Origin of the sequence: Nocardia sp. NPDC056100, from assembly GCF_042266325.1 — a bacterium.
Classification (GTDB): Bacteria; Actinomycetota; Actinomycetes; order Mycobacteriales; family Mycobacteriaceae; genus Nocardia.
The window spans coordinates 1,536,812-1,563,546 of the sequence record NZ_JBHJVY010000002.1; the positions used below are offsets into that span (position 1 = coordinate 1,536,812).

Annotated in this window: 22 protein-coding genes; 6 read left to right on the forward strand and 16 right to left on the reverse strand. The window is 66.2% G+C overall.

Features of this window, described 5'->3' with window-relative positions; genetic code table 11:
• Positions 1-25: 25 nt before the first annotated feature.
• The 4 genes from ACFC0O_RS19435 to ACFC0O_RS19450 all read left to right on the forward strand — a co-directional run bounded on the left by ACFC0O_RS19435 (position 26) and on the right by ACFC0O_RS19450 (position 2,978).
• Positions 26-397, forward strand: coding sequence for a YciI family protein (locus ACFC0O_RS19435; protein ID WP_364648139.1), 372 nt, complete (start codon positions 26-28; stop codon positions 395-397).
• Positions 394-741, forward strand: a complete 348-nt coding sequence (locus ACFC0O_RS19440) for a YciI family protein (protein ID WP_375959647.1) — start codon at positions 394-396, stop codon at positions 739-741. The genes ACFC0O_RS19435 and ACFC0O_RS19440 overlap by 4 nt, the downstream gene beginning before the upstream one ends.
• Positions 738-1,985: an RNA polymerase sigma factor gene (locus ACFC0O_RS19445; RefSeq protein WP_375959649.1), complete on the forward strand. Its 1,248-nt coding sequence runs from the start codon at positions 738-740 to the stop codon at positions 1,983-1,985. The genes ACFC0O_RS19440 and ACFC0O_RS19445 overlap by 4 nt, the downstream gene beginning before the upstream one ends.
• A 111-nt stretch (positions 1,986-2,096) precedes the next feature.
• Complete coding sequence (locus tag ACFC0O_RS19450) at positions 2,097-2,978, forward strand: cyclopropane mycolic acid synthase family methyltransferase (protein ID WP_375959651.1); 882 nt, start codon at positions 2,097-2,099, stop codon at positions 2,976-2,978.
• Between the two features lie 67 nt (positions 2,979-3,045).
• On the opposite strand, the gene ACFC0O_RS19455 is transcribed toward ACFC0O_RS19450, so the two are convergent.
• From ACFC0O_RS19455 to ACFC0O_RS19530, 16 genes are all read right to left on the reverse strand, one after another.
• Complete coding sequence (locus tag ACFC0O_RS19455) at positions 3,046-3,771, reverse strand: hypothetical protein (RefSeq protein ID WP_375959653.1); 726 nt, start codon at positions 3,769-3,771, stop codon at positions 3,046-3,048.
• A gap of 126 nt (positions 3,772-3,897) precedes the next feature.
• Positions 3,898-9,378 carry a carboxyl transferase domain-containing protein gene (locus tag ACFC0O_RS19460; protein WP_375959655.1) on the reverse strand — a complete coding sequence of 1,827 codons (5,481 nt, stop codon included), beginning with the start codon at positions 9,376-9,378 and terminating at the stop codon, positions 3,898-3,900.
• A gap of 45 nt (positions 9,379-9,423) precedes the next feature.
• Positions 9,424-9,858, reverse strand: a complete 435-nt coding sequence (locus ACFC0O_RS19465) for a hypothetical protein (protein WP_375959657.1) — start codon at positions 9,856-9,858, stop codon at positions 9,424-9,426.
• Between the two features lie 38 nt (positions 9,859-9,896).
• Positions 9,897-10,430, reverse strand: coding sequence for a TetR/AcrR family transcriptional regulator (locus ACFC0O_RS19470; protein ID WP_375959659.1), 534 nt, complete (start codon positions 10,428-10,430; stop codon positions 9,897-9,899).
• A 60-nt stretch (positions 10,431-10,490) separates the two neighbouring features.
• Positions 10,491-11,240: a thioesterase II family protein gene (locus ACFC0O_RS19475; RefSeq protein ID WP_375959661.1), complete on the reverse strand. Its 750-nt coding sequence runs from the start codon at positions 11,238-11,240 to the stop codon at positions 10,491-10,493.
• Entirely contained in the window at positions 11,237-11,746 is a 510-nt protein-coding gene (locus ACFC0O_RS19480) for a DUF2505 domain-containing protein (protein WP_375959663.1), read from the reverse strand. The genes ACFC0O_RS19475 and ACFC0O_RS19480 overlap by 4 nt, the downstream gene beginning before the upstream one ends.
• A gap of 46 nt (positions 11,747-11,792) precedes the next feature.
• Positions 11,793-13,982, reverse strand: a complete 2,190-nt coding sequence (locus tag ACFC0O_RS19485; protein ID WP_375959665.1) for an MMPL family transporter — start codon at positions 13,980-13,982, stop codon at positions 11,793-11,795.
• Between the two features lie 27 nt (positions 13,983-14,009).
• Positions 14,010-15,458: an MFS transporter gene (locus ACFC0O_RS19490; protein WP_375959667.1), complete on the reverse strand. Its 1,449-nt coding sequence runs from the start codon at positions 15,456-15,458 to the stop codon at positions 14,010-14,012.
• A 74-nt stretch (positions 15,459-15,532) separates the two neighbouring features.
• On the reverse strand, positions 15,533-16,060 hold the full coding sequence (locus ACFC0O_RS19495; protein WP_375959669.1) for a TetR/AcrR family transcriptional regulator: 528 nt from the start codon (positions 16,058-16,060) through the stop codon (positions 15,533-15,535).
• A gap of 4 nt (positions 16,061-16,064) precedes the next feature.
• A complete protein-coding gene (locus ACFC0O_RS19500; RefSeq protein WP_375959671.1) occupies positions 16,065-17,987 on the reverse strand; it encodes an anthranilate synthase family protein in 1,923 nt (640 codons plus the stop codon).
• Complete coding sequence (locus ACFC0O_RS19505; protein WP_375960762.1) at positions 17,984-18,610, reverse strand: isochorismatase family protein; 627 nt, start codon at positions 18,608-18,610, stop codon at positions 17,984-17,986. The genes ACFC0O_RS19500 and ACFC0O_RS19505 overlap by 4 nt, the downstream gene beginning before the upstream one ends.
• Before the next feature lie 50 nt (positions 18,611-18,660).
• Positions 18,661-19,416, reverse strand: coding sequence for a 2,3-dihydro-2,3-dihydroxybenzoate dehydrogenase (locus ACFC0O_RS19510; RefSeq protein WP_375959673.1), 756 nt, complete (start codon positions 19,414-19,416; stop codon positions 18,661-18,663).
• The gene (locus ACFC0O_RS19515) at positions 19,413-20,903 is read right to left on the reverse strand and encodes an amidohydrolase family protein (RefSeq protein WP_375959675.1); all 1,491 of its coding nucleotides are present in this window, start codon (positions 20,901-20,903) and stop codon (positions 19,413-19,415) included. Before ACFC0O_RS19515 ends, ACFC0O_RS19510 begins: the two co-directional genes overlap by 4 nt.
• On the reverse strand, positions 20,903-21,169 hold the full coding sequence (locus ACFC0O_RS19520; protein ID WP_375959677.1) for a phosphopantetheine-binding protein: 267 nt from the start codon (positions 21,167-21,169) through the stop codon (positions 20,903-20,905). Before ACFC0O_RS19520 ends, ACFC0O_RS19515 begins: the two co-directional genes overlap by 1 nt.
• On the reverse strand, positions 21,166-22,773 hold the full coding sequence (locus tag ACFC0O_RS19525; protein ID WP_375959679.1) for a (2,3-dihydroxybenzoyl)adenylate synthase: 1,608 nt from the start codon (positions 22,771-22,773) through the stop codon (positions 21,166-21,168). The genes ACFC0O_RS19520 and ACFC0O_RS19525 overlap by 4 nt, the downstream gene beginning before the upstream one ends.
• A 9-nt stretch (positions 22,774-22,782) precedes the next feature.
• A complete protein-coding gene (locus ACFC0O_RS19530; RefSeq protein ID WP_375959681.1) occupies positions 22,783-23,817 on the reverse strand; it encodes a ketoacyl-ACP synthase III family protein in 1,035 nt (344 codons plus the stop codon).
• A gap of 177 nt (positions 23,818-23,994) precedes the next feature.
• Between ACFC0O_RS19530 and ACFC0O_RS19535 the strand changes: the two genes are divergently transcribed.
• Together ACFC0O_RS19535 and ACFC0O_RS19540 are read left to right on the forward strand one after the other, a co-directional pair.
• Positions 23,995-25,332, forward strand: coding sequence for a phenylacetate--CoA ligase family protein (locus ACFC0O_RS19535; RefSeq protein ID WP_375959683.1), 1,338 nt, complete (start codon positions 23,995-23,997; stop codon positions 25,330-25,332).
• A 47-nt stretch (positions 25,333-25,379) separates the two neighbouring features.
• Entirely contained in the window at positions 25,380-26,714 is a 1,335-nt protein-coding gene (locus ACFC0O_RS19540) for a salicylate synthase (protein ID WP_375959685.1), read from the forward strand.
• Positions 26,715-26,735 lie beyond the last annotated feature (21 nt).

The following is a 26,735-nucleotide window of genomic DNA, read 5'->3' on the forward strand; positions in this document are numbered from 1 at the left end:
GCCAGGAGGAAACATCGTGAAATTCATGCTGATCATGCATTCGAACCCGTTGATCTGGGACGCGCTCACCGATGAGGAGCGCAATGAGGTGATGAGCGGGCACGGGGCGTTCATGGATACGATCCGCGAATCCGGGGAGATGATCGGCACGGCGGCGCTGGCCGATGTCTCCGAGAGCGTGGTGGTCAGTGTCCGGAACGGTGCGCGGACGGTGACGGACGGACCGTACCTCGAGGCCAAGGAGTACCTGGGCGGTTACTACCTGGTCGAGTGTGAGAGCCGGGAACGCGCGCTGGAGTTGGCGGGGATGATTCCCGATGCCAAGGTCGAAGGTCTCGGGATCGAGGTGCGCCGAGTGGTGTTCGCCAGCGATCGTGGTGATCTGGATACGCCGTGAAGTTCCTGCTGAACGTGTATCTCGACGCTTCGGATTCGCAAGCGGCTCGGGCTCATTCGACCCAGGAGGCGGATTTCGCGGACACTGTGCGGCGGTCCGGGGAACTGGTCGACGGGCATGTGTTCGCCGACCCGTCGACGTACACGGTGGTGCGGGTCAGGAATGGGGAGCCGTCGCTCACCGAGGGGCCGTACCTCGAAATGGGGGCCCGGGCGTGCAGCTATTACGTGCTCGACTGTGAGGACCTCGCCCGGGCGGTGGAATTGGCCGCACGTTATCCCGCAACGCAATTCGACGCGGTGGAGATCCGGCCGCTCATGACACCCGCCGGTTGGGAGATGTGAGCGTGGACCCCGAGAACCTGGGAAACCGGTTGCGCGAGTTGGCACCTCAGGTTCTCGGGGCGCTGCTGCGACGCTATGAGGCGTTCGATACCTGCGAGGACGCGGTTCAGGAGGCGCTGCTCGCGGCGGTGCGGCAGTGGCCGGTGGACGGGATGCCTGATGATCCGCGCGCCTGGCTGGTCACGGTCGCCTCGCGCCGGGTGGTGGACCATATTCGTAGTGAGGAGGCGCGCCGCCGCCGCGAGGAGGCCGCCGCTGTTCGGGATGGTCCGGAGGCGTATCTCGCTGCCGCACCTGATGATTCAAGGGCGGGCAACCACGATGACACGCTCACCCTGCTGTTTCTGTGCTGTCATCCGGCGCTGACCGAGTCATCCCGTATCGCGCTCACCCTGCGCGCGGTGGGCGGGCTCGGCACGGCGGAGGTGGCGCGTGCGTTTCTGGTACCCGAGGCCACGATGGGCCCGCGAATCAGCCGGGCCAAACAGCGGATTCGGGCGGCGGGCTCGCGGTTCGAAATTCCCACCGGCGAGGAGTACACCGAGCGGCTGGGTGCGGTGTTGCATGTGCTGTACCTGATCTTCAACGAGGGCTACACCGCCAGTTCCGGACCGGCGCTGCGACGTGATGAACTCGCCTCCGAGGCAATCAGGCTCACCCGCTCGGTACATCGCGCGCTCCCCGACGATGGTGAGGTAGCGGGCCTGCTCGCGCTGATGTTGCTGACCGACGCCCGGCGTTCGGCTCGGGTGGATGCCGGCGGAGGTTTAGTCCCGCTCGCCGAACAGGACCGAACCCGTTGGGACACAGCGCGAATCGAGGAGGGCGCGGCCCTGGTGAGCGATGCCATGGGACGCTCGCCGCTCGGGCCGTATCAACTCCAGGCGGCAATCGCGGCACTGCATGTGCAAGCGGCCCGGGCCGAGGACACGGACTGGCAGCAGATCCGCACGCTCTACCGGATCCTGGGCCGAATCGCGCCGAATCCGATGGTGACCCTCAATCACGCGGTCGCCGTGGCGATGACCGACGGACCGCGCGCGGCGCTGGAGTTGCTGGCCGAGTTGGACGCCGACCCACGCATGGCCGGTCATCATCGCCTGCACGCCGTGCGCGCCCACCTACTGGAGTTGGCTGAAGACAACTCCGCCGCGCGAGAGGCATATCTGCTCGCCGCCCGGCGCACGACGAGCCTGCCGGAACAGCGTTATCTGCTCGACCGGGCGGATCGCATTTCCGAATAATCAAACGTGATACAGATCACATCAATTGACCAAGCGTTTTCATCTGACAAACCGACTCGTAGGTAATTGAATGACTCGCCGTTTGTCCTACGATCCGGAGGCAATTCACCCGTGAGCCGTCACACGCCGTTTTTCGACGATATTCAGGCCCATTACGACCTGTCCGACGAGTTCTTCGCACTGTTTCTCGACCCGACCCGCACCTACAGTTGCGCCTACTTCGACCAGGACGATTACACCCTCGAACAGGCCCAGCGCGCGAAAGTCGATCTCGCACTGGGCAAGTGCGATCTGCGCCCGGGCATGACCCTGCTCGACGTCGGCTGCGGCTGGGGCGCGACCATGCTGCGCGCCCTGGACGCCTACGACGTCAACGTCATCGGCCTGACACTGAGCCGCAACCAGCACGATTATGTCCAGTCTCAGCTCGCCCGCCGCCCGGGCGGCGGCAGGCACGCCGAGGTGCGATTACAAGGCTGGGAAGAATTCGACGGACAGGTCGATCGAATTGTCAGCATCGGCGCGTTCGAACATTTCCGGAAGGAACGGTATCCGGACTTTTTCGATTTCGCCCACGCCGCCATGCCCGCCGACGGCCGAATGCTGTTGCACACCATAGTCATGAATACCCAGGGTTATCTCCACGACCGCGGAATCTCTTACACCCGTGACGACGTCGAGTTCCTGAAGTTCATCCGCAAGGAAATCTTCCCGAACGGCTGTCTGCCCTTCCCCACCAGCGCCGCGTTCAAGGGCGTCAAGGAATACGCGGAGGAAGGCGGCTTCGACGTCGAACGCATGCACGCGCTGCAACCGCATTACGCACGCACACTGGATCATTGGGCGGAAGCCCTGCAGGATCACCGCGACGAGGCGGTCGACATGTGCGGACGGGCGAACTACGACACCTACATGCGCTACCTCACCGGATGCGCCGATCGTTTCCGCTCCGGCCTGATCGACGTCGTGCAGTTCACCTGCGCCAAGCGCTGAAAACCGCTGGGCGGGTATCGAAGAGCCCCTTCGGCTGTGCGGCCGAAGGGGCAGAGCAGGCAGAACGTTATTTCGCAGGCGCCGGGGTGAATGGTTCGTTGATCGTGGTGAAGTACTGCACCGCTGCGGCTATGGCCACCGGTGCGGTTACCAGGATCATGCCCGCGACCGCGCCCAGTGCGCCCATGGCGGCGGCACCTGCCAGGCAGCCCACAACAGCGCCCGGGAGGAAGAAGAACAGGCCGCCGATGATGCCGGTGGCGATGCTGGCGCCCGCGCCGACCGCGATGCCACCGAGTGCGCATCCGACGGCGGCACCGCCGATTCCGCCGACCAGGGTGCCGATGGTCGCGCCGAGGGTGATGGTGTCTTTCATGCGATTCCACGCGGCCTGCTCCCGGTCGTAGGGAGTCTTCCACGGTGCGCCCTCCTGATAGGGCAGGGCGACGGGCTGATAGCTCGCGTGCTGTAGGTCGAAGAGTGGAGTGAGGGTTGCCGAATTGTCGCGAATGGTCGCGGCAATGGGGAAGACGAAATCGTCCACGCGGAACGATAATTGGGTTCCGGCGACCACGGCGCCATTGGGAGCCTTGATTTCGAAGACACCGTCGGCGATGTCCATGGAACCGATATCGGTGGAGATGGTTGCCGAACGATCGGTGGCCGAGGCGTTGTAGTGAATCACGTCACCGGCCGATCCTGTCGCCGCGTTCGCCGTTCCGGCCGACACCACCGATGCCACCGCCACCAGCGCCACCAGCGCCGCTACCGCCGCATACTTGACCTTGATCACGTGATTCCCCTTTCAACCCCTACTGCTTCGAATTCGCTGAAACATTCAGTGTTTGACAAGGAAACGCTAAGACTGCGGACAGGAACCCGGTAGGGACATTTGTCCCAGCGCAATACGTGACGGCTATTACACCCGCGCAATTTCGGCGGCGATACGGGGGCGCAATTCGGCGGCGGAAATGACCGCGTCGACGGAACCGACCTGTACGGCACGTTGAATGCTGTGCACCCCATCGAATTCGGCGGCCAGTGCGGACAGTTGTTCCGCGCGGACCGAGGTGCGCGATTCGGCGAGTTCGGTGAGCAGTTCGGCGCGTTTGCCCGGGTCGTCGGTGCTGGCGATGTGCTGTTCGAGATCGCGGATTCGGGGGTCCTGGGCGGTGCGGGCATCGACGGTGCGAGCGAAGACCACGGCGGCGGCGGGGGCTCCGCCGATGACCGAGGCAAAGGAGCCTTCGACCGCCAATACGGTCATCTCGGGGTTGAGGGCCTTGGAGAAGACGACGAACGCGCCGCCGTGGTAGCGCGAGATGACGCAGAATACGATCCGGCCTTCGAAATTCACCATGGCGCGGCCGATTTCGGCGCCGTACTCCAATTGGAGGCGGCGCATCGATTCCGGGGAGCCGTCGAAACCCGAGAGGTTCGCCAGCACCACGACGGGGCGATTGCCGCTGGCGGCGTTGATCGCGCGGGCGACCTTTTTCGAGGACATGGGGAAAAGTGTTCCGGCGGTGAAGGATTCCGGTCCGTCGGCGGGTGGGAAGCCGTGCCGGGCGACGACGGCGGATTCGATGCCGATCAGGCATACCGAGCGTCCGTCGATGCGGCCGTCGGCCACCACCGCGGTTTCGGCTTCGGCCATATCGGCCCAGCGCTCGGTGAGCAGGTGGTCCTGGTCCGATACCGCGCGCAGTACCGCGCGGATCGAGAACGGCTTCTTGCGATCGGGATTGGTTGCGGCGGAGAAGATCTCGCCGACCGTGGTGAAGTCGCTGTCGGGATGACTGTGCGGGAAGACGGTGACGTCACGGTGCACAGGATCGGTGGTCTCGGCCCGGCGCGGGCCGGACTCTTCGGCCGCCACGTAGGTGTGTTCGTAGTGACCGATCAGGATCTCGTGCGCGGCAGGCAGATTCGGGGCGAAATACTGGGCCTGGCCGTTAGGGCCCATGACGCGGGCATAGCCGCCGATGCCGAAATTGTCTTCGGCCGATACCCCTCCGGAGAAGTCCAGGGACTGCTTACCGGTCAGCACCATCGCACTGGCGGGGGTCATGATCAGGATGCCCCGGGTGTGCATGAGCATGGTGGCTTCGGCGTTCCAGTACGGCTGCGCTCCGACATTGATGCCGGCGACGACGATATTGATCTCGCCACCGTTCTGGGTGAGCCGCACGATGGCGCGCAGCACCCGCGCCACCCAGTCCATATTCTCGGTGCCGGACTCCATCGAGATTCGGGCACCGGAGGACAGCGAATACCACTCCAGCGGAAGACCTTCGCGCTGTGCGCGATCGAGCGCGGCTTCGATGCGGGCGCATTCGGGTTCGCCGAGCGCGCCGAGTTCGCGATAGGGGTCACCGAGCAGGACGATGCGACGCACGCCCTCGGGATGCAGTGCGGTGGGGGTGCTGACCACACCTGCGACCACGCCCGCGGTGTTGCGGCCGCGTGGCCGATCCACCTCGATCAGGCCGGAACCCTCCGGGTCCAGATCGAGTTCGGTGAATCCGCCGCCGGATCCGCGTACCAGGTCGATCAGCTCGTACGGGTACACCGCACCGCGACGGCGCACCCGCAGCACCTTCTGGTCGTAGTCGTCGAGCGGTGCGAGCGGTTCCGATGGCGGCGCGTCCATGGTGACCTCGGTGCCGCCGGTCAGGTCGTAGCGGAAGCGGGTGACCTGGAATTCGTACGAGCCGTCGGGGCGGCGAATCCGCCCGTGCACGACGACTTCCTGGATACCGGCCCGCACGATCTGCGGTGCGGTCGCGTGCAGCCAATCCGCCAGCGCGGTGGTATCGATATCGATCACCGGGCGGATATCGAGCCAGACGTGATTGAGTTCGAGTCGCGTTCCGACTGGGTCGATTTCGCGCCGGGTTTGCGCCACCACCTCCGCGCAGGCATTGAGCACCGTTTCCGCGCCACGCACGGTCAGGATCGCGCCCGCACCGTCCCGGATCGGTTCGAAGCGCCGGACCTGGGCGAGCGCGACGAGGCGCTGATCGTGCGGGTTGTCCTTGGCCACCGCATGATACACCAGCATGTCCGCCGGCGCGGGCTTGCGCTCGAGTTCGAATTCGCGCAGTCGCCACAGGTGCAGGTGCCGCCCGACCAGCGGGTGCACACCGCGAATCACGGTGTCCTCCACCAGTTCTCCGGATCGCGTCCGGAAGGTGAAGTGCTCCAGCGAGTTCCCCTCCGACGGAGCGAGCGCGACGGTGATGCGGCGCGCGTGCGCCGCGAGTCCGGTATCGCGCAGCACCTCGAGCAGGCCGCTCGCGCGTTCCTCGATCGAAGCGGGGGCGTACGGCCAGGACAGCAGCAGATCGACCACGTGCACGTGATCCTCGGGTGCTCGGTCGAGCAGGCCGCGCAATGCGGTCGCGAGCGCGCCCGTCGGGCCTTCCCGGAGATCACTCATCCGGCCCAGGGCGGCAACGCAGGTGGTCGGCACCGCATGGTCCGGCCGCAGCTCGAGCAGATAGTCGCAGACCGCGAAAGCCCGTCCCGCAACGGTTTCCGCGCGCACCGCACCCAGGTGCTGCTCACCGTAGCGGCGACGGCACAGCACCTCGAGGATCGGTTCGGCGGGACCGACACCGTCCTGCCGCAATCGCGAAATGACAATGTGGTCCAGCGATTCGGCGATATCGGCGATCGCGGTGATTCGCCGCGTGCGTTCGGGCGACTCGGGTGTTCCCGCGAGCGCGCGCAATTCGTCGGCGACGCCAGACACTGCGGCGGCCTGGGCCTCTTGCGCCTCGGGTTGCAGATACCAGCGGAACTCGGCACTGCGGGCCAGCTCCGCCAGGATCGGTGTGCGTACCGCGCCGACGCGGGTCAGCCGAGCCAGTGCGGCGCGAATGGCGGGGTCGTCACCGGGGTGCGGCTCACCGAGCCATACCTTGAGCAGCTCTTGGATGATGTGGGCGCTGTCTTCGAATCGTTTGCCTGCCAAGATGATTCGATAGACGGCTGCTTCGAGGTCGGGCGTGCGGTCGGTCCCGTCGACACCGTAGCGCCGCAGGATCGCGGTCAGCGCGGCCTGGAATCCGGCCGAAAGCCCTCCGGCACACGGATCGAGGCTGTGCAGGTAGGTGTGCAGTTGTTCGCGATGGCTGCGGTGCGAATCCGCTTCCGGTGCCGGGTCGAACAATTCGGCCAGATCGCAGAACGCGTCGATCAGCGCCGCTTCTGCCGCGAGCGGTGCGCCCTGCTCTGCCACGAGCCGATCGCGTTCGCGCAGGTATCGCTCCAGCGCCGAATCCTGTTCGTCACTGCGGTCGAAACCCGCTATCTCACCGGCCAACTCGCTCAGCGCGGTGCGTGCGTCCCGCATCCCGGACCCGTCGTGGACGCACGGCGGCAGCAGCAGATCGACGGGTTCGGTCGACATCTGTGCCGAGCCCTCCCCCACCGGCTCCAGCTGAGCCAGCAGCGTGCCGGTCGTCACCTGACTGCCGACCGAGACCAGCAGCCTGCGCACCCGTGCGTCGAACGGGGCCGGGAGCACGGTCTCCATCTTCATGCTCTCCAGCACCAATACCGGCGCTCCCGAAACGATTTCGTCACCTACCGATACGGGGGTGGCGACCACCAGCGCCGGTGCGGGCGCGCGCACCGCGCCGCCCTCGTCATGGCTCACCCGATGGGCGATACCGTCCACCTCGACCATGCGCACAGTGCCGTGCACCGCGGTGACGATCCGATAATCGCGGTCGCCGACCCGCAGACCGCACGAGTAGCGGTCACGACGGTCGAGCTCGGCGAGGAAACCGGTGTCGCCGACGGTGATCCAGTATCGGTCGGCCGCAAGACGGGACGCGGACACCCGATAGCCGCGACCGGCCAGTTCGACCTCGAGAGCAGGAATCCCCTCATCCAATACCTGCGGTCGGCCGCCGCGACCGGTTTCCCACAGTCGGGTGCGTCGCGCCTGTTCATCGCGCTCATACCCGGCGATGGCGGTGATCGCGAGTGCGATACCAGGCTGCTGCACGGGCGAGAGATCACCGGCCGCATGTGCGCGATCGACCCATCGGGTGTCGGCGGTGGCCTCCACGACCGCGGGCGCGTCCAGCAGCGACAGCAGCAGACTCTTATTGGTCGCTCCGCCCTCGATCACCACGGTGGTCTCGGTGATCGCGCGGCGCAGGCGGGCGAGCGCCTCGTTCCGGTCGCGGCCGTAGGCGATGATCTTCGCGATCATCGAATCGAAATCCGGTGGGATCTCATCACCTTCGACCACGCCGGTGTCGATGCGGATGCCGGGGCCCGACGGCCAGCGCAGCAGTTCGATACGCCCGGGCGCGGGGGCGAAATCGCGATCGGCGTCCTCGGCATTGAGCCGGGCCTCGATGGCGTGCCCGCGCTCGGCCGGTCGCTCACCGCGCAACGACAGCCCGGCAGCGATCTCGATCTGGGCTTTGACCAGATCGAAGCCGGTCGTCAGCTCGGTGATCGGGTGTTCTACCTGGAGCCGGGTATTGACCTCGAGGAAGGCGAACAGCCGTTCCTGGGGCTGGTAGAGGAATTCCACCGTGGCAGCGCCGTGATAGCCGACGGTCAAGGCCAGTCGCTCGGCCGAATCCTTCACCGTCGCAATCTGTTCCGCGCTCAGCAGCGGCGACGCGGATTCCTCGATGATCTTCTGATTGCGCCGCTGTACGGTGCAGTCGCGCACCCCGAGCGCCCAGGCGGTGCCGTGAGCGTCCGCGATGATCTGTACTTCGATATGCCGCGCGCCCTCGACAAGCCGTTCCAGGAACACCACCCCACTGCCGAAGGCCCGCTCGGCTTCGGCGCTGGTGCGGGTGTACGCCTCGCGCAGTTCCTCGGGTGAGGCCACGATCCGGATGCCACGTCCGCCGCCACCGGCGGTTGCCTTGAGCATCAGGGGATACCCGATATCGGCAGCAGCCGCCAATGCCGCCTCGAGCGATTCCACAGGGCCTCGGCTCCACGGCGCGACGGGCACGCCGACGTCTTCGGCCAGCAGTTTCGCGCCGATCTTGTCGCCCAGGGACCGCATGGCGGCCGCACTCGGACCCAGGAACCGCACCCCGAGCCGATCGCACAGCTCCACGAACGCCGGATCCTCGGCCACGAAACCCCAACCGGCCCACGCCGCGTCGGCCCCGGTCTCGACCAGTGCCCGTTCCAGCACCGCCAGATCCAGGTAAGGCCGCGCCGCAGCCGGTCCCAGGTCATACGATTCGTCGGCGGCTCGCACGAATCCCGCGTGCCGTTCACCCTCGGTGTAGAGCGCGATCGTCCGTAGCGGCGCACTATCACGATGTTCGGAATTGAATTCCCGGACAGCGTGAATCAGGCGGCGAGCCGCCTCCCCACGATTGACGATCGCGATGCGCGTGAACATGGCAGGACTCCAACCGGAAAACTTCGGAACGGGAAATCGAGAAAGCTAGCGGCGCAACAGGTTCACGCCGAGGTTGATCAACCCGGCGGCCAGTACGACCACACCGAGCCACAGCACCGTGACGAACGCGTTCGGCTGCGTCCGTCCCTGGCCGAGCGCCGAGAGAAAGAATCCGGACGAGACCAGCACGGCCGCAACGGGAATCGCCACTCGGGTGGCCATGCCGTACCAGCCGGACAGTCGCATCGACTCGGTGAACAGCAGCGTGACCAGCGACAGGATCAATAGCACACCGGCGTGTGCGTGCCCGGCGCGATCGAAGCTCTGTTGAAAGGCGGTCTGGGGCACCTTGCCGGTGTCGACCAGTGTCAAAAAGTATCCGCCGAATTCCACCGACGGCATAACGAGCAAGAGAATTCCGGCGATGCGACGCGTGATCAGGCGTTGCCGCGCACCGGCCGAGCCATCGTCCTCAGTCATATCCAACCTTCATTGTCCGAAATAACTTATGTCTCAGGTTATGTGGGCTCGCACGCGAGCTGGAGTCCCCTTTGGGGGTAGTCGCATACCTCGAAAGTGATATGAATACGCGACATCAGCGCGTGGGCGACCAGGGTGCGCACCAGCGCGATATCGTTTTCCAGCAATGCCAGCAAATGCGCGCACAATTGCGAAAACCCCTGTGCCGCTACCGCTCGAACCTCATCGTCGATGCAGGCCACGCTGTAGAGCTGCACCAGGAACAGCGAGTTGACCCCGTCTGCCAGCGCGGCACGGCAGGCCGTGACGCAGGGCGATCCCGCGGTGGTCGCCGAATCGCGACCGATAATTTCGAGCTGCGCTCCCATTTGTTCGAATACATTCTGCGACGCCGCGATGAATAACGCTGTCTTGGAAGGAAACAGCCGGAATACATAGGGTTGGCTGACACCGGCGCGACGTGCGATGGCATCGGTCGTCGTCGCCGCGAATCCCTTCGCGGCGAATTCCTCGATCGCCTCGACGGTGATCTGCCGACGGCGCTCCTCGGCCGATAACCGGGTGCGGGTCACCGCTGCTCCTCTCGCGGGCTGTCCTGCCGCTGCCGAAATACAGCGGCAAGCGCGCTCGGATCAGATACAGCTGTTGATCACCTGGGCGATCGCAGCGGGCTGGGCGTCGAGGTAGAAGTGCGAACCGGGGAAGGTGTGCATTTCGAACCAGCCCGTGGTGTGGGTGCTCCAGCGCTCGACCTGGGCGGGTGTCACCACCGGGTCCAACTCGCCGGTCAGGGCGATTATCGGGCAGCGCAAGGGTTCTCCGGGTGTGTACCCGTACTTCTCTATGGCGAGGTAGTCATTGCGCACCGCCGGGAGAACCGCCGCCGCGAGTGCGGGATCCGTGCGCAGGACCGCCACGGACGCCGGATCGTTTGCCAGACGCTCCATTTCGGCGATCAGCGCGGCGTCGCCGGTATCGGCGAGCCGGTCCGATACCGGCTCGGACGGTGCTGTCCGGCCCGAGGCGAACAGTGCGGTCACCTTCTGCCCCCGTGCCTCGAGACGTCGTGCGGTCTCGAAGGCGACGGTCGCGCCCATGCTGTGCCCGAACAGCGCCAGCTCGCCGCCGAACAGCGGCTCGATGGCCGCGGTCACCTCGTCCGCCAGTTCGATCAGACAGGGAATCAGTGTGTCGCGGAGGCGATCTCGACGGCCCGGGTATTGGACGGCGTAGACGCCTGTGCCCGAGCCGATGTGGTTCGCGAGGGCCCGGTATCCCCCGGCCGCGCCGCCTCCCGGCGGAAAGCACACCAGTGCCGTCCGGCCGGGTTCGGCCCGCCGCATGCGCCGTGTCCAGCGCGCGAACGCGTCTTCGGTGCTCACACCCGCTCCTGCCGCATACGGAGCCAGCGTTCGGTGAAGGCGTCCACCGCGCCCGAATCCTCGATGATGCCCTTGGCGAACGCGCCCGCGATCAGCTTGCCCGCCATGGGAATTCCGGATTCCACCGTGACCGAGTACTCCGAGAGGCACCCGGTCGCGCCGTCACTGAGCTCACAGATTCCGGTGAGGGAGCCGACCGAGGCGATACCACCGCTGATCTCGGCCCGGGCCACCCCGTCCACCAGCAGTGGCCAGTGTTCGGAGTAGTCCAGCCGCAACCCGGACGGCCAGAACCGCAGCAGTCGCGGGGGAATTCGCTCTGTGACAACCGGTTTGGAGATCGACGCGACCAGCGTTCCGTCATCGTCGTGGTGGATCGACAGCTCGGCGTGCGGGCCGTCGAGCTCCTCGACCCGGGCTTGCCAGTACTCGGCACTGACCAGTGCCGCGTGCAGAACCGCTGCGGGGAAGGAGAACTCGCTGATCATTCGAATCTTCTGCGGCATCGCCACTCCTGTGTCGGCAGACCGAATTGGGGATGGACCGAAACCCTCACACCGAGGAGGTCGAGGCCAGCTCGGGTGTGGCGTCGGGTTCGGGTGCTTCGATATCGCCGTCCGACTCGTGAATGCCGTAACGGTCGTAGATGCGGCGCAGCGGGCCGGGGGCCCACCAGCTCAGGTGGCCGAGCAGCCGCATGATGGCGGGCACCAGCAGGATTCGGACCACGGTGGCATCGAGGACGATCGCCACCACCATGCCGACGCCGAACAGAATCATGGTCAGGATCTTGCTCGACGACATCGCGGCCAGCGGGACGCACATCAGCAGCGCCGCGCTGGTGATGAGCCGGCCGGTGCGCTGCACACCGGTCGCCACCGCCGCGGTCGGATCGCCGAGCTTGTCGTATTGTTCGCGCACTCGCGAGAGCAGGAAGACCTCGTAGTCCATCGAGAGTCCGAAGATCAGGGCGAACAACATGATCGGCATGTTCGGTTCGATATTGCCGGTGGGCTGGAATCCGAGCAGATCCGAGAAGTGACCGTCTTGGAACACCCACACCAGCACACCGAAGGTGGCCGAGAGCGAGAGCAGGTTCATCGCGATCGCCTTGAGCGGCAACAGCACCGAGCCGAAGGCCAGGAACAGCAGCAGGTACGTGGCCACCGCGATATAGAGCAGCATGCCCGGCAGCGCATCGCCGAGACTGTTCAGGGTGTCGTCGTAGGTCGCGGTCTCACCACCGAAGTACACCGTGGACCCCGGCGGTCTGGGCTGATCTTCCAAGCGGTGCAACAGCTCCCGGCTCGGCTTGGACACCGCCGCACCGTCGTAGTCCACCGAGATGCGCGCGACACTGCCGCCGACACCGGTGATCTCGGCGCGACTCGCGCCGGGCACCGCGATCAGCCGCTGCGTGTAATCCGCCAGCGCGGCTTGCTGATCCGGCTGATCTGCCGCACCGGGCAGCTGGATCACCGCATCGATCGTCTTGGCACCACCGGCCGGGAAATCCTTCTCCAGCATGTTGTAGACCTGACGGCCCTGCGCCGAATCAGGCAGCTGCCGCGCGTCGTTCACACCGAACTCGATGCGCAGCACCGGGGCCGCGAGCACCAGCAGCAGTGCGATGGCACCCGTGGCGACCAGAATCGGACGGCGCATGACCGCGCGGGCGAGCCGATCCCAGAATCCGGTCGACCCGGATGCGCCCGGGCGCTGCTTCCACAGCGACAGCGCGTTAATCCGGTGCCCGAGCAGCGCCAGCGTGGCGGGCAGCGCGATCAGGGAGAAGAACATCGCCAGCAGGACCACCGCGATACCGCCGTAGGCCATGGATTTGAGGAATACGAAGGGGAAGAAGCTCATCGAGGCGAACGCCACCGCCACGGTGATGCCCGAGACCGCCACCGTGCGCCCGGCGGTGGCCAGGGTGCGCCCCACCGCATCGGCGCCGGTGCGGCCCTGCTCCATCTCCTCGCGGAAGCGGCTGACGATGAACAGGCCGTAGTCGATGGCCACGGCCAAGCCGATGATGGTCACCAGACTCATGGCGAATACCGAGATATCGGTGAACTGCGCGAAGATGCGCAGTACCGCCATCGAACCCAGGATCGACAGACCGCCGACCGCGAGCGGCAGGCTGGCGGCGACGAAACCGCCGAAGACGATGACCAGCAGGATGAACAGCACCGGGAAGGACAGACCTTCGGCCATGCCCAGGTCCTTGCCCACCTGGTCCCCTGCCTCGTATCCGGCGGGAGTGTTGCCGCCGCGGAAGGTCTCCAGGCCCGGGGCGGACAGCTTGTCCTTGATCTTCAGGTAGCTGTCCTGTTTGGCGTTGTCGTCGCCGCCCACGAAGTTCAGCAGTACATAGGTCGCGTGCCGGTCATGGCTGACGAGTTCGGGCAGGCCCGAGCGCCAGAAGTCGACCGATCCGGTGACCGCCGAATCCGGCAGCGCGGTAAGCACATTCTCGACCGAGCTGCGGAAACCGGGATCGTCCACGGTGCGGTCGGCGCTGCGGTAGACGATCACCGCGTCCGGGCTGCGCTGGGCGAATGATTTGTCGGCCAGCTCGGCCGCGTGGCGACTTTCCGAGCCGCGCGCCTCGAAGCCGTTCGGCACCATATCGCCGAACACGCCCAGGCCGTAGCCGCCGGACAGGATCGCGATCACGGCCGAGACGAACAGCACGGCGAGTCGGCGTCTGTGGACGAAGTGTCCTAATCGTTCCAACATGGCATTACCCCTTTCGAGCGTGAAAGATCAATGAGCCGTGGACTTTTCGATGACGGGGAGATCGGGTGTTTCGAGTTCGGCCGCTACGTCCGCAGCGGCGGCCGGGGCCGGACGGCGCGGCAACAACAGCGCGATGACCGTCGAGGCCGCCAGGAAGGCGCACGCCCACCACAGCGCGGGCAGGTATCCGGCGGTGAACGAGTCGCGGTTCGCGTAGCTGCCGTGCGTGGCGAAAATCGCGCCCAGCACCGCGATTCCGAGCACGGTGCCGAAATAGCGGACCGCACTGGACAATCCGGAGGCGACGCCTTCGTATTGCGGGGCAACGTATTCCAGCGCCAGCCGTGCGATGGGCGGGAAGAACAGACCCATACCCGCGCCGCTGATGACGAAGGCCGGGACCAGGACCGCATAGGAGACGTCGGCGGTGGTGACCGCGGCCAGCCATCCCAGACCGATGGCCTGCAGTGCGAGACCCGCGATCAGCAGCGGTTTGCCGCCGACCCGGTCGATCAGTACGCCCGCGATCGGAGCGGTCAATGTCGGCATGGCCGTCCACGCCAGGGTGTGCACGCCCGCCGACAGCGCCGAATAGTGCTGCACCGTCTGCAGGAACTGCACCAGGAAGAAGACCGCGCCGAACATGCCGACCGCCATGCCGAGCCCTGCCAGCAGGGTCAGGCAGAACCCGCGACTGGTGAACAGCACCGGCGGCACCATCGGTTCGGGCGTGCGGTTGATCCAGACCACGAACAGAATCAGCAGCAGCGCTCCGGCCAGCAGCGAGCCGAGCACACCGGCGCTGGTCCAGCCGTGATCGTTACCGCGAATCAGGCCGAAGACGATCCCGAACAGGCTCGCCGCGATCAACGCATTGCCGACCAGATCCAGTCGGGTATCGGGGCCGAAACTCTCGGCCAATGCACTGATCGCCAGGGGAATGAGGACCGCGCCGATCGGGACATTGATCCAGAAGATCCATTCCCAGGACGCGCTATTGGTGATCGCGCCGCCGACGACCGGACCCAGACCGACCGCCAAACCGCTTACCGCACTCCACATTCCGATGGCCGCACCGCGTTTGGCGGTCGGCACCGCCTGGATGAGAACGGTCAGGGTGAGCGGGATGACGATGGCCGCGCCCAGGCCCTGCACCGCCCGCGCGGCGATCAGCATTTCAATGGAGGTGGACAGCGCGCAGGCCGCCGAGGCCGCGGTGAAGACGACCAGGCCGGCGATGAACATGCGCTTGCGGCCGAACCGATCACCGAGTGACGCACCGGCCAGCAGCAATACCGCTTCGGTCAAAGTGTAGGAATTGATAATCCACTGCAGGCCGTCGAGGCCCGTGTGCAGTTCGGTCCGAATTGTCGGCAGGGCATTGAAGACCACAAGATTGTCGAGCGAAACCATGAAGATCGCGATTCCACTGACCACGAAGGTCCACAACACGCGACGATTGTCCGTGTTTGTCATCGGTATTTCCTTGTGAGGATATTTCGCGTGTCACATGAATACGAATACGCCAGGAACCTACCGAGAATGGGATGCTATTCGTCGGCGGGCGGTTCCAGCAGTTCCAGATCCAGCGCGCTCGTGACATTGAGCAGCATGCCCTGCGCCATGAAGTCGAGCGCACCACCGGAATCGGTGCCGAACAGGTCACGAACGAGCTGGTAGAGGCGGTGGAAGCGGTCTCGGGCCAGATCGCGGATCTCATCGTCGAGGCCCGCGGCGGCGTATACCTGCAATTGGAAGACCAGCGATTGGCGATCGCTCAACATTTCGATGTAGGCGTCCGCCATCGCGTCCCAGCGGTCGGCTTCCCCGCTCTGCGCGGCCGCCGAACGGAAGACCACCTCGACCGCGTCGAACGCGTGATTCGTCGCGGCGAGGAAGATCGACTTCTTGGTCGGGAACAATCGGAAGAGATAGGCCTGCGATATCTCGGCCCGCCGGGCGATCGACTCCGTTGACGTCGCCGCAAAGCCACCGGTGGCGAATTCTGCGATAGCCGCGGCCAACACCTGTTCGCGCCGCGCGGCCGCTGACATTCGCACTCGAGCCGATGAACTCATGTCCTTAGTTTAGTGAGCACTCACCTACCTGATCAACCGCTGCGGCGGACAGTTCAGCCGGAGTTAACAGTCCCGACACCAGTTGTCCCACGATCCGCGCACCATTGCGGGACATGACCGAGGCGGGATGGAATTGCAGGGAGGCGAACCCGTCGCCGCGCAATGCGTGCACCTCGCCCGTGCGCACGTCACGGGCCACTTCCACCGGGCGGGCGCGGTGTGCGGTGACAAAGAGGTCGGTCTCGCTGTGCGCTTCGAAGGCGTTGTAGAAGTACACCGGTTCGGCGGCCCCGAACAGATCGATCACCCGCAGCACACCCTGGTTCGATACCGATCGGCGGCGCACCGGCAGGCCCAGGACCCCGCTGAGCACCTGATGACCCAGGCATACCGAGAAGAACGGCCTGTCGTTCTCGAGCAGCTCGTGGGTGAGCGCGCGCAGCCGAGCGACCTTGGGGTCGTGCGTATCGCGGGGATCGCCCGGACCCGGGCCGACGACCGCGAGATCGAAGCCCAGCGGATCCACGGGTGCGTCGAATCTGGTTACGGTGACGGCGAATCCAAGTGCGCGCAGCAGCCGTGCGCCCATCGCGGTGAACGTATCCTCACCGTCGATGATGACCGCCGTGCGACCGGCGTACTCCGGCGAGGCCGGGGCGGGTGCGAGCCATAGCGGCGCGAGCGGGCGGTTGCGCGCGGCGAGCGCCCGGCGTACGGCGTCGCGGCCGCCGACATCGGGATAGATCGGCCGAATCACATTGTGCTGGAGGGCGTTCAGCAGTCCGGCCGCCTTGGCGCGGGTTTCCTGCGCTTCGGCGGCCGGATCGGAATCGCGAACCACGGTGGCTCCCACGCCGATTCGCATACCGCCGGATCGGTCGATATCGGCGGTGCGGATCATGATCGCCGAATCCATGCGCCGCGCACCGAGCTCGTCGCGGCCGATGAGGGCGAGCACCCCGGCGTAGTAGCCGCGTCCGTCCGGCTCGAACCGGGCGATCACCCGGCAGGCGTTCTCGAGCGGGCTGCCGGTCACGGTCGGGGCCAGTAGCGTCGCGCGCAGCACCTCGCGATAGTCGCGATCACTGCGGCCGGAGATGACGTAGCGGGTGTGCGCCAGATGCGCCATCTCCTGCAGTTCCGGGCCCCGGACATAGGGGTCGTCGCACAGCTGGCACATCATCTTGAGCTCTTCGTCGAGCACCATGTACAGCTCGTTGGCTTCCTTGCCGTCGGCCAGGAAGTTCAGCACGCCGCCGGTGGTCGGGCCGCCGGGGGGATAGCGGTAGGTGCCACTGATCGGGGTCATCACCACCTCACCCCGATCGAGGCTGACATGCCGTTCGGGGCTCGCACCGATGAGCATGCGATCGCCGGTGTAGACCAGGAAGGTCCAGTAGGCGCTGCGTTCACCGGCCAGCAGGCGCGCGAACAGCGCCAGACCGGTGCGCACATCCCAGTCCTGGATCCGGCCCTGCCAGGTACGGCGCAGCACGAAGTTCGCGCCCGCGCCGCGACCGATCTCCTCGGCGATCACGCGGGCGACGAGGTCGGCGTATTCGGTATCGCCGAGGTCGAATTCGCCGTCCGCGACCTCGATGTCGCGGTCGGGGACCGCAGCCCGGAAGCGGTCCCGATCGAGGCGGAACTGTTCGGTGACTCGCAGATACGAGATGGGCTCGGCATCGGGGCGGTGCGCGAAGCCGCGTTCGCCCACCACGCGGTAGGGCAGGATCGCCAGCAGTTCGTGACTGTCCGAGGGGCCGGATGCGGTGTCGGGCAGTTCCGCCGTGGACGCGACGTCGTGCAGCTCACCGCGCAGCAGCTCGATGACCGCTCCCGATTCGGCCTCGGAACGGCACAGCAGCGCGAACGGTGCGCCACCGCAAGATAATTCGTCGATCAGCTGCTGTTCGAGCGAGTTCAAGACACTCTCGTCTCGGAACGCGCGAACTCGGCGGCCACCTGTGCGGCGTTGAGCACACGCCCGCAGCGGCCCGCCACGTAATCCACTGCCATGCGGTGGAATTCGGGGGTGAAGTCCGCGATTGCGTCCGCGACGACGAAGGCCCGCAGATCGTTCGCGAACGCGTCGGCGGCGGTGAGCATGACCCCCACGTGGGCGTAGACACCGCAGATCAGCAGCTGGTCGCGGTCGTGAATCCGCATCAGTTCGAGCAGTTCGGTGCGATGGAAGGCGCTGGCCCGCCATTTGGTGAGCACGGCATCGCCGACGGCCGGTGCGATCGGGACCGGAATGCCACGATGTTCGGGATCGGCGGACATGCCCGGTCCCCAGAAGTCCAGCAGCAGACCGCGCTGGTCGATGGTCATACTGCCGGGCTGTGCGGTGTAGACGATCGGAATGCCCAGTTGCGCACAGCGTCCCCGCAGCCAGCGCACATTGCGCATGAGAGTGCTCAGTGGTTCATGGGCGTCGTCGAAGGGCGCGAGGAAGTAGTGCTGCATATCGTGTACGAGCAGGACGGTCCGGTGCGCGTCGAGGGGCCAGTCGACCATGTTCTCGGGCAGAGCGGACTCGGTCGGCATGGGATAGGGGGCTATGGGTGATATCGCCACGGCGACGGTCCTCCGGTTGGTCAGGTACCCAGCGTCGCGCCGCCGTCGACGACGAGCTCCTGCAGGGTGATATGGGATGCGGCGTCGGAGAGCAGGAAGCGCACGGCCGCGGCGATGTCCTCGGGTTGCGCTATGCGGCCCAGGGGAATTCCGACTCGGAACGATTCGGGGACGCCTTCGATCGCGGCCCGTTCCCCGGCCTCGTCCTTCCACAGGTCGGTCAGCATCGGGGTGGCGGTCGATCCGGGAGCGACCACATTGCAGCGGACGCCGTACTTCGCGAGTTCGAGGCCCAGGCAGCGAGTGAACATGGTGGCGGCGGCCTTGGACGCCGCGTAGGCGGCCATGCCCACACGCGGGGTCGATCCGGCGTTGGAGGACACCGTGACGATGGCCCCGCCGGTGCGGCTGATCATGCCGCGCGCCACCGCGCGACTGACATTGAAGACGCCGCCGGCGTTGATCGCCAGGGTGGAATACCAATCGGCGTCGGACATTTCGGTGATCCAGCCCGATTGCAGCACACCGGCGACATTGACCAGGAAGTCGATCGGTCCCAGGGTGGCCTCGGCTTCGAGCACCGCCGCTTCGACCTGTTCGATCGAACTGACATCGGCGACGATCGACAGCGTGCGACCGGTCAATCCGGCTGTTACCCTGTCCAATTCGCTCGCATCGCGATCCACCAGCACCACCGCTATATCGGCCGCGGCGAGTTCACGGACGATCGCCGCGCCGATACCGCCCGCGGCTCCGGTCACCAGGGCGACTTTCATCGCACCACTCCGGAGAGCACGCCGGTGACCACGTCGCCGGGCACGCGCAGGCAGCGGGTGGTGAAACCGGCCAGCGCGTCGAGGTAGCGGTCACGCAGTTCGTTGTAGTCCACGCCGACCGGCTGCCCCTGGGCGATCAGGGTGCGGCCCGCGACCATGACGGTGTCGATATCGGCCGAACCACCCAGCCACAGAAAGCTTTCCAGCGGACGGGGATTGAGCAGGTAGCGCCAGTCGTCGGCGCGAATCAGCACCAGGTCGGCCTGTTTACCGGGCTCGAGACTGCCGATCTCCTTCGACCAGCCCAGGCCCTTGGCGGCGATGCGGGTTGCCATGGCCAGCGCGTCGGTGGGCAGCACGTCGATTTGGCTGGCGGCCATCTCGTTGTACATCTGCCAGACGGCCCGCATGGTCTCGGCCATACCGGCATTGGGCAGTGACGCACCGTCGGTGGAGAGCGATACATCGAGTCCGGCGCGGCGCAGTACCGGCACCACTCCGCTTTCGGTGAGCGTGGATTCGCCTGCGGGACCGTATTTTCCGGGCGAATGGCTGATGTGGACTCCGGCGGCGAGCAGCAGTTTCTGTTCCTCGTCGTCGACGAAGGCGCAGTGCGCGGCCATCAATCGGTCGGTGAGCAGGCCCAGGTCGTGCAGTCGGCGCACGCCGGAGGTGCCGTAGTACTTGCGCAGCGTGTCCGGCTCATTGCGTACCGCGCCGACATGGGTGGCGAAGCCGACATCGTGCCGCCGCATCAGATCGGCGAAGCCGCGGCCGAGTTCATCGGTCATATTGGTGACGTAGGCGATGGTCGGACGGCAGCGGATGCGGCCGGTGGTGTCGGAGGCGCAGTGCCGCAGCAGGTCTTCGACCGCGGACAGCACCGTGTCGGTGTCCTTGGTGCGCTGGAATCGGTCGCCGCCCGGCGGGCAGATCGCATCGCCCGCCCACGTGGTGGTGCTCAGCCGGATACCCAGATCCTGTGCGGCTCTTACCATTTCGAGCGGCCGATTGAGTGAGCCGACGTCACCGATGGTGGTGACGCCGCCGCGCAATTGAGTCCACATCGAATATCTGGCGATGTCGTACGCCTCATCGGCGGTCAGACCCGCGATCAGCCCGTCGAACGAATCGAAGGTGCGGGAGATGGTGTGCATATCGCCACCGCCACCGAAGAATCCGACTTCGTCGGCGCGGTCCGAGGCCGGGCGCAGTGCACCGCGCAGCGGGAATCCCATGGCGAACATGTCGTGCCAGTGCGCGTTGACGAAACCGGGCAGCACCATCATCGAGCGCGCGTCGATGACTTCCAGGCTCTCGCGAAGGTCCTGGTCCAGGGCCGCGACGGCAGCGCGGACGTCTTCGGCCGGGCCGACCGCCGCGATGCGCTCCCCCACGATCAGTACCGAGCCGCGCGGGATCACGCTACCGCCGGTGTCGGCCGGATAGACGCAACCGTTTTCGAGCAGAATCGCTTTCTCGCCCATCAGCTTTGCGCCAATTCGGTGAAGTAGATCAGCCAGGCCCGCAGCGTGGGGGTTTCGATCAGAGCGTCGAAATCCGCGCGCACCCCGGATTTGTTCCAGCGCCCGACCATTCGCATGACCTCGAGCGAACTCAAACCCAGCAGGACGAGATTCGCATCGGCGTCGAGCTCGGCCGGATCGGCCAGCTCCAGCGCCGCCGCCAGCATGGCTCGCAGCTCGGGTTCCTCGGGAATGGCCGAAATCGCTTGCACCGCACCGTTCGTCATGACGGCACTCCTTCCTCTACGCGCGCCAGCGCTTTCTTGTCGACCTTGCCGAGCGGGGTCAGCGGCAGTTCACCGACGACTCGGACCTCATCGGGCAGTTTGTAATCGGCCGCGCCGCGCGCGTGCATCGCCGATCGGAGTTCGGCGAGCGCGGGGGTGGGACCGCAGGGGACGATGAACGCGCAAATGCGTTCGCCGAGTAGCTCATCGGGCAGGCCGACCGCTGCCGCCGCGGCGATGGCCGGGTGCGCGAGCAGATAGTCCTCGACCTCGGCGGCATTGACCTTGTCGCCGCCGCGGATGATCACATCCTTGATGCGGCCCTCGATCACCAGATCGCCGCGCGGGGTGAGCCGGGCCAGATCGCCGGTGCGGTAGAAACCGTCACTGGTGAACGCGCGGGCATTGTGCTCGGGGACCCGGTAGTAGCCGCGAATCGTGTACGGGCCGCGCGTGATCAACTCACCCACCTCGCCGAGCGGCACCGGTTCGAGGCCGTCGACAATGCGGATCTCATCGGCGAAGGAGATCGGTTTGCCCTGCGTGTTCACCTTCACCTCGACCGGATCGTCGGCGCGGTTGAAGCACAGCAGGCCCTCGGCCATGCCGAAGACCTGTTGCAGATCGCAGCCGAGGGCGGGCATGACGCGGGCGGCCAGATCGGGGGCGAGCTTCGCGCCGCCGACCTGAACCAGGCGCAGGCTGGTCAGATCCGAGGTCGTCCATTCGGCGGTTTCCAGCCACAGGGTCAGGACCGAGGGGACCAGGGAGGTGATCGATACCCACTCGCGCTCGATCAGCGGCAGGCAGGCCATGGGGTTCGGGGTGTCGGCCAGCACCACGGTGCCGCCGACAGCGAGGGTGCCCACCACACCCGGGCAACCCCAGGCGAAGTTGAATTCGATGGGCAGCACCGCCAGGTAGACATCCTTGTCGGTGAGTCCGCACAGGGTGCCCGCCTGCGTCACCTGGAACAGGTAGTCGTCGTGCGTGCGGGGCACGAGTTTCGGCAGGGCGGTGGTGCCGCCCGAGAGCAGGAAGAACGCGATATCGGACGGGTCGGCGGGCGGGGGCGTCCAGGTGTCCGCGCCCGCCAGGTCGGCAACCGTGGTCATTCCGTCGACAGGCTCACCGATGACGAAAAGCGTTCGAAGCGCGCTGTTTTCGTCCTTGATTCGCGTGGCGAGTCCGCGATGGTCGTAGCCGCGGTGCGCGTCCGGGAACACATAGTGCGTCGCACCCGACAGCCGTACCAGGTGGCTGATCTCGGTGTGCCGGTGCGCGATCAGCGAGAACACCGGAATCGCGCCCGCCCGCACCAGCGCGAACACGACCGCGACGAATTCGGGAATGTTGGGCAGCTGCACCAGCACTCGATCACCCGGGACCACGCCGTTTCGGGCGAAACCCGCGGCCAACCGGGTCACCCAGGCATCCAGCTCACCGAACGAGATTCGGCGGTCATCGTGGACGAGGGCGATGGCATCGCGGTCGCGTTCGGCCGAGCGCGTCAATACGGTATCGAGGGCTTCGCCGCGCCAAATGCCGAGGCGGCGATAGCGAGCGGCGGTGTCGTCGGGCCACGGGGTGCATCCGGCCAGCATCACGATCTCCTATTCGGTCGGTGCGGGAGCGAGGATCTCGACCACTGCGGCACCGGCTTCCATACCGGTGGCCGCGGCGATCATGAGCACGTGATCGCCGGGCTGCACCTGCCCGGTGCGCCATACGTGTTCGAGTCCGAGGAACAGATCGGCCGCACCGGTGTGGCCGATGGTGCGGGCGTGGTCCCAGACCTCTTGGTGCTCTTCGACTTCCAGCGGCAGCAGGAACATGGCCTCGAGGGAGTCGCGGGAGAAGCCGATGTGGCAGACCTTGGCGACCTTGTCCATGGGGACGCCCGCCTCGTCCAGGGTGCGGCCCGCGATCTCGGCCACCCGGAGCCCGAAGTTGCGGATGGGCGGGGCCTGGCCCGCGGCCCACTGCTCGCGGACCTTCATTGCCCGGTCGTCGAAGTTGAGGCCGATGCCGCGGGTGACGCCGGGCGGGAAGAGGTCCTCGCCGGCGCGGTGCAGGATCTCCATCGACGAGTCCGAGAGGGAGCCGACCGCGAGGACCTGTGCGAAACCGGTGCGGCGCGAGACCACGGCGGCGGATCCGGCGTCGGCGAGCACGAACAGTTTCGAGGCGCGCCAGCGGTCGACCAACGGGGTGGAGAAGTTATCGCCGGTGGTGATCAGGACCGCATCGTGAGAAGGGTTGGCCGCCAAGCGATTCGCGGCGGCCTCCAGGCTCGCGAGCATGCCCAGGCAACCCTGTTTGATCTCCATGGCGGGCACCGGGCGGTCCACGGTGTTGTTCAGAATGTAGTGCGCCGCGGACCAGCCGTCGGGGCCCTGGTGGTGGGTGTAGCTGTGCAGCAGCGCGCCGATATCGTCGGCGGAATGTCCGCTGGCCGACAGTGCGATCCGCGCGGCGTCGATCGCCAGATCGGGTGCGGCGGTATCTGGGCTCACCGCGATGGAGAGCAGGCCCGAGGCCTTGCGCGCCGCCTCGTCGTACCGGCCCTCGGCGACGGCCGTTTCGGTCGAAATCAGTTCCGGCACCTGACTTCCGATGCCTGCGAGGAAGAGGTCTTGGGTCCGCATGAGCACCATACGACCACTAGGAGTGCCGAGAAATCATGAGTAGTCGGTACTCAATTTCTGTGCACGGGAAAACATTCCGCAAATTGAGTAGGCCGCGACGGAGTTTGAGTAGCCTACCCTCTGGGCAGCGGCGGGTGCACCGGGTAGTCATGAATGTGTTTCGCTGAAGGAGTATTCATGACGCAACTATCGGCCGACCGCACCGAAACTCGTGAGCGCCCGGAACTCGGCGATTGGTCGGACTTCGACGAACTCACCAAGCTACAGCGGTCCCGCCTGCCGGAACTGTTCGATCGGGCGCTGCGATCACCGTTCTACGCGCGGCGTTATGCCGCGGGCGGGGCACCTGTTACAGCAGCGGATTTCGATTCCGTCGCGATCACCAGCAAGCAGGATCTACGCGATTCCTACCCCTTCGGACTGCTCGCGGTGGACCGGCGGGAATTGGCCACCTATCACGAATCCAGCGGCACTTCGGGGCAGCCGACGGCGTCGTATTACACCGAGAACGACTGGGTTGATCTGGCCGAGCGATATGCCCGCAAATGGGTGGGGATCACTCCCGAGGACACGTTCCTGGTTCGCACGCCGTACGCGTTGGTCATCACCGGGCATCTGGCGCAGGCGGCCGGGCGGCTGCGCGGGGCGACCGTGGTGCCGGGGGACGCGCGCTCGCTGGCGCTGCCGCTCTCGCGCATCGTGCGGTTGATGGCCGCGCTGGAGGTCAGTCTGACCTGGTGCAATCCGACCGAGGCCGTGATGATCGCGGCGGCGGCGCGGGCGGTCGGGTTGCGGCCGGAGGTCGACTTCCCTTCACTGCGTGCGCTTTTCGTCGCGGCGGAGCCGATGACGGCGGCGCGCAAACGTCGGCTCGGTGAAATCTGGGGCGGGGCAGCGATTGTCGAGGAGTACGGCTCGACCGAGACCGGTACGGTGGCGGGGGAATGTCCGGACGGACGTCTGCATCTGTGGGCGGACCGGGCGATTTTCGAGGTGTACTCGCCCGATACCGGCGAGATTCGCTCGGCGGGCCGGGGCCAGCTGGTCGTGACGCCGCTCTACCGCGAAGCCATGCCGCTGCTGCGCTACAACCTCGCCGATGACGTCGAGATCAGCTACTCCCCGTGCCCGTGCGGACTGGCCCTGCCCACGGTGCGGGTCTTCGGCCGGGCCGGGTTCGGCTATCCGGTGAATGGCCGCACCGTGACGCAGAATCAATTGGAGGAGTTGATATTCGGGCTTCCGCTCGACTACCAGGTGATGTTCTGGCGCGCCCAGGCCACCCCGGACGCGGTGATCCTGGAATTCGAAGCCCCGGACAATGTGCGCGATAAGGCGACCCGTGAACTGAGCGCCGCGATCTCCGAATCCCTCGACATCCCGCACCGCCTCACCGCGCTGCCGCCCGGCACCCTCGTGCCGACCGAGGTCCTGACCTCCGAACGCGACATTCTCAAGGCGCGCTACCTCTTCGGCCCACACGAATCGTGGGACAAAGCCCTCATGTACCAGTGACCCAGCGCTTTTCGCCGGGACACCGATTTCAACGACGGAGTACGCACGTGACAACAACAGAGTTCGCCGCGCCCGGAACCACCGCCGACCAGGTCGCCGCGGTCAGCCGATTGGCGCGATCCGGGCTATTCGGCGAATACGTGGTCTACGAACGCCCCGGCGCGGTGGTCTTCGCCGCCGACCCGCTCGCCACCATCGAATTGGACACCGACCGCATCCGCGTCATCGCGGGCGGCCGAGTCACCGACGAGCCCTGGACCGGCCGTCCGGTCACGGTGCTCGAACGCACCCTGGACCAACTCCGCATGAGCGATCCGACGGCTGCGACCGGAACCGTCTACGGCTGGATCGGTTTCGAATTCTGCGCCCATTCCTTCGACGCGGAGCATCATCTCGCTCCGGGAATCCAGCTGGCGCACTTGATGCTTCCGCGCATCGAGGTAGTCCTGACCGAGCTCGGCACGACGGTGGCGGGCGCATCGGACGCCGAATCCGCCTACATCGCGAATGTGCTCGGCACCCCTGCCGAGCCCATGCCGACCGCCCGCCCGATCGATGTCACGCTCGACGAGACCGGATACCGCGAGCGAGTGTCGACCGCCATCGGGGAGATCCGAAATGGCCAGTACGACAAGGTCATTCTCTCGCGTCGCGTCCCCGTACCCTTCAAAGTCGACCTCGCCGAGACCTACCGCCTCGGCCGCGCCCACAACACCCCCGCCCGCTCTTTCCTGCTGCGCCTGGGCAGTCTCGAAGCGGCGGGTTTCAGCCCCGAACTGGTGGTAGCCGTAGACCTCGACGGCACGGTGACCACCGAACCCCTCGCCGGCACCCGCGCCTTCGGCCGCGGCCGGGATTCCGACTCCGCCGCCCGCACCGACCTCGAATCCGACCCCAAAGAGATTGTCGAACACGCGGTCTCGGTCCGCGCCTCCTGCACCGAGGTAGCCACCGTAGCCAACCCCGGTACCCTCACCGTCACCGACTTCATGTCCGTCCGCGAACGAGGCAGCGTCCAACACCTCGCCTCCACCGTCCAAGGCCACCTCTCCCCCCACCACACCCCCTGGGACGCCCTCGAAGTCCTCTTCCCCTCCGTCACCGCCTCCGGCATCCCCAAACGCCCCTCCGTCGACGCCATCTTCCGCCTCGACAACACCGCCCGCGGCCTGTATTCCGGTGCGGTACTGACGTTTTCCGCCGCAGGTGAACTCGAAGCCACCCTGGTCCTGCGCGCCGTCTACCAAACCGACGACTCCACCTGGCTCCGCGCCGGAGCGGGCGTCATCGCCCAATCCACCCCCGACCGAGAATTCGAGGAAACCTGCGAAAAACTCAGCAGCGTCTCCCCTTACCTCGTCCCGTTCACAGTCAGCGAGTGAGAGCACGCCGATCGGGCCTGG

Excerpts from the sequence above, each read along its gene's own strand:
- ACFC0O_RS19485 (WP_375959665.1), bottom strand. The coding sequence starts at position 13,982 with ATGTTGGAACGATTAGGACACTTCGTCCACAGACGCCGACTCGCCGTG.
- ACFC0O_RS19480 (WP_375959663.1), bottom strand. The coding sequence starts at position 11,746 with ATGCCGCAGAAGATTCGAATGATCAGCGAGTTCTCCTTCCCCGCAGCG.
- ACFC0O_RS19535 (WP_375959683.1), top strand. The coding sequence starts at position 23,995 with ATGACGCAACTATCGGCCGACCGCACCGAAACTCGTGAGCGCCCGGAA.
- ACFC0O_RS19520 (WP_375959677.1), bottom strand. The coding sequence starts at position 21,169 with ATGACGAACGGTGCGGTGCAAGCGATTTCGGCCATTCCCGAGGAACCC.
- ACFC0O_RS19525 (WP_375959679.1), bottom strand. The coding sequence starts at position 22,773 with ATGCTGGCCGGATGCACCCCGTGGCCCGACGACACCGCCGCTCGCTAT.
- ACFC0O_RS19465 (WP_375959657.1), bottom strand. The coding sequence starts at position 9,858 with ATGACTGAGGACGATGGCTCGGCCGGTGCGCGGCAACGCCTGATCACG.
- ACFC0O_RS19435 (WP_364648139.1), top strand. The coding sequence starts at position 26 with ATGCTGATCATGCATTCGAACCCGTTGATCTGGGACGCGCTCACCGAT.
- ACFC0O_RS19510 (WP_375959673.1), bottom strand. The coding sequence starts at position 19,416 with ATGAAAGTCGCCCTGGTGACCGGAGCCGCGGGCGGTATCGGCGCGGCG.
- ACFC0O_RS19515 (WP_375959675.1), bottom strand. The coding sequence starts at position 20,903 with ATGGGCGAGAAAGCGATTCTGCTCGAAAACGGTTGCGTCTATCCGGCC.
- ACFC0O_RS19490 (WP_375959667.1), bottom strand. The coding sequence starts at position 15,458 with ATGACAAACACGGACAATCGTCGCGTGTTGTGGACCTTCGTGGTCAGT.
- ACFC0O_RS19530 (WP_375959681.1), bottom strand. The coding sequence starts at position 23,817 with ATGCGGACCCAAGACCTCTTCCTCGCAGGCATCGGAAGTCAGGTGCCG.
- ACFC0O_RS19460 (WP_375959655.1), bottom strand. The coding sequence starts at position 9,378 with ATGTTCACGCGCATCGCGATCGTCAATCGTGGGGAGGCGGCTCGCCGC.
- ACFC0O_RS19495 (WP_375959669.1), bottom strand. The coding sequence starts at position 16,060 with ATGAGTTCATCGGCTCGAGTGCGAATGTCAGCGGCCGCGCGGCGCGAA.
- ACFC0O_RS19505 (WP_375960762.1), bottom strand. The coding sequence starts at position 18,610 with ATGCCGACCGAGTCCGCTCTGCCCGAGAACATGGTCGACTGGCCCCTC.